Source organism: Daejeonella sp. (assembly GCF_049655485.1).
Taxonomy (GTDB): domain Bacteria; phylum Bacteroidota; class Bacteroidia; order Sphingobacteriales; family Sphingobacteriaceae; genus Daejeonella.
Genome location: NZ_JBASJU010000346.1, coordinates 1 through 2,686, shown reverse-complemented (window position 1 = coordinate 2,686; position 2,686 = coordinate 1). Strand labels below are relative to the sequence as shown.

Here is a 2,686-nt window from a genome sequence, read left to right as displayed (position 1 = left end):
GTGTAGAATTTGCCTATTTCTATAATGCAATCGGCACAAAGGTGACGATCGTAGAATACCTTGATAATATAGTACCGGTAGAAGATGAAGATGTTTCGAAGCAATTGTTGCGCAGCCTGAAGAAATCTGGTATAAGCATCATGACAGGGGCTAATGTTGAATCAGTGGATTCAAGCGGTAAACTGTGCAAGGTACAGGTGAAAACGGCTACAGGCACCGAGATAATAGAATGTGATATCGTTTTATCCGCTGTAGGTGTAACGCCGAACATAGAAAATTTAGGCCTGGAGGAAGTGGGTGTGAAAGTGGATAAAGGCCGTGTCGCGGTCGACGATTTTTACAAAACTAATATCAATGGAGTTTATGCTATCGGTGATATCGTAAAAGGGCAGGCTCTGGCACACGTTGCATCTGCCGAAGGAATTATCTGCGTGGAGAAAATAGCAGGCCACCACCCAGAACCTCTAAACTATAATAACATACCCGGATGTACATATTGCTCACCAGAAATTGCTTCTGTGGGATACACTGAAAAAGCTGCGAAAGAAGCTGGTTATGAAGTGAAAGTGGGTAAATTCCCATTCTCTGCTTCCGGAAAAGCCAGTGCAGCTGGTGCAAAAGATGGCTTTGTAAAAGTTATCTTCGATGCTAAATACGGTGAATTCCTTGGAGCACATATGATCGGCGCAAACGTGACAGAAATGATTGCTGAGGTAGTTGTTGCACGTAAATTGGAAACTACTGGAATGGACATTGTAAAAACTGTACACCCTCACCCTACTATGAGCGAAGCTATAATGGAAGCGGCGGCGGATGCGTATGGCGAGGTAATACATTTGTAAATAAACTGAATTTGAAAACTGAAAATTGAAGGGTTAGCGCCTGCTCCTTCAGTTTTCAGTTTTCAGTTTTCAAATAAGTTATGGCCTGGATCTATCTCATTATCGGCGGACTTTTCGAAGTTGCTTTCACCAGTTGTCTGGGAAAGGCAAGGGGAGCTACAGGCACTGAGTTCTGGCTTTGGATACTGGGTTTTCTGATCAGTGTTTCAATCAGCATGTACTTGTTGTTCCTCGCATCCAAAACGTTGCCTATGGGTACCTCCTATGCAGTCTGGGCTGGAATTGGTGCGGCTGGTTCCGTTATAGCAGGTATCATTCTTTTTAAAGAACCAACCGACTTCTGGCGGATGTTCTTTCTTTTTCTTCTGATCTCCTCTATTATAGGATTAAAGCTTTCAACCAAATAATAAATGGAACTCTATACCGTAAACGCTGGATACTTTAAGTTGGATGGTGGTGCAATGTTTGGTGTTGTTCCTAAATCGATCTGGCAGAAAAGCAACCCTGCAGATGAGAATAACCTGTGTTCCTGGGCAATGCGTTGCCTTCTAATTGTAGACGAGGACAGGGTTATTTTGATTGACAACGGAATCGGCAATAAACAGGATGAGAAGTTTCTGAAACATTATTATTTACACGGAGAAGATACTTTAGAAAAATCACTTGCAAGCGTAGGTTTTACAAAAGATGACATCACCGATGTTTTTTTGACACACCTGCATTTCGATCATTGCGGGGGCTCTATCGAAAAGGATTCAGCGGGAAAACTAACACTAGCATTTAAAAACGCTACCTACTGGAGTAATCGTGCTCATTGGGAATGGGCAATTACACCTAACGATCGTGAAAAGGCCTCTTTCCTAAAAGAAAACATATTACCTATTCAGGAAAGCGGACAGTTAAAGTTTATTGATGAAGTGGACGGTGTCGCCTTTGCCGAAAATATAAAAGTCAGATTTGCATTCGGCCATACAGATGCTATGATGCTTCCGCAGATAAGCTATAAAGGTAAAACTATCGTGTATATGGCAGATTTGTTGCCTTCTGTCGGTCACATCCCCCTACCCTACGTGATGGCGTATGATATGTTTCCATTGAAGACTTTAGTAGAAAAGAAAAAATTTCTTCAGGAAGCTGTTGATAAGGATTACATCCTTTACCTGGAACATGATCCTTTTAATGAGTGCTGCACTTTGCAGGAAACGGAAAAAGGTATCCGGGTTAAGGATACCTTTAGATTGACGGATATATAGTTGTTCCTAAACGACCAAAGTCTCCGGTTTCGTCCCCGTAATTTTATCTATTTGTTCCATAATTTCATCTGTCATTAACGGAACAATTTCCAGAGATGTTAAAGTTTCTTTCAATTGTGCTGTTTTTGAAGCACCAAGAATCACAGTACTGACATTAGGGTTTTTTAAACACCATGCAATAGCAAACTTAGGCATGGAGGTATTAAGCTTATCCGCAATAGCCTTAAGTTCGTTGATTTTCTTAAGATTTTCTTCTCTTAACCAGCGTTCTTTCAGCCAGCCCAGGCTTTCCATTTCAAATCGGGTATCCTTTGGATCAGCATTATTATATTTTCCAGATAATAATCCTGATGCGAGCGGGCTCCAGATTGTAGTTCCCATCCCGAAATTGCGGAAGAGCATGAGAAATTCTTTTTCAAGCTTATCTCTCCATAACATACTGTATTGTGGCTGCTCCATTACCGGCGCTACGAGATGATTCTTTTCAGCAAAATAATGAGCTTCCATGATCTCAGAAGCGCTCCATTCTGAAGTTCCCCAGTATAAAGCCTTACCTTGCTGAACCAATTGATGCATCGCCCAAACGGTCTC

4 protein-coding genes are annotated in these 2,686 nt (G+C 41.7%); 3 read left to right on the top strand and 1 reads right to left on the bottom strand.

What is annotated here, in order from left to right; genetic code table 11:
• From WBJ10_RS14165 to WBJ10_RS14155, 3 genes are all read left to right on the top strand, one after another.
• Nucleotides 1–842: FAD-dependent oxidoreductase (locus tag WBJ10_RS14165; RefSeq protein WP_424291405.1), on the top strand; the 842-nt coding region annotated here is incomplete at its 5' end.
• Between the two features lie 80 nt (nt 843–922).
• Nucleotides 923–1,249, top strand: coding sequence for a DMT family transporter (locus tag WBJ10_RS14160; RefSeq protein ID WP_424291403.1), 327 nt, complete (start codon nt 923–925; stop codon nt 1,247–1,249).
• Between the two features lie 3 nt (nt 1,250–1,252).
• Entirely contained in the window at nt 1,253–2,095 is an 843-nt protein-coding gene (locus WBJ10_RS14155) for an MBL fold metallo-hydrolase (RefSeq protein ID WP_424291401.1), read from the top strand.
• Nucleotides 2,096–2,101: 6 nt separating this feature from the next.
• On the opposite strand, the gene WBJ10_RS14150 is transcribed toward WBJ10_RS14155, so the two are convergent.
• A partial coding sequence (locus WBJ10_RS14150) for an aldo/keto reductase (protein ID WP_424291400.1) occupies nt 2,102–2,686 on the bottom strand: 585 nt, incomplete at its 5' end.

Coding starts and splice junctions, on each gene's coding strand:
- WBJ10_RS14155 (WP_424291401.1), top strand. CDS start 1,253: ATGGAACTCTATACCGTAAACGCTGGATACTTTAAGTTGGATGGTGGT.
- WBJ10_RS14160 (WP_424291403.1), top strand. CDS start 923: ATGGCCTGGATCTATCTCATTATCGGCGGACTTTTCGAAGTTGCTTTC.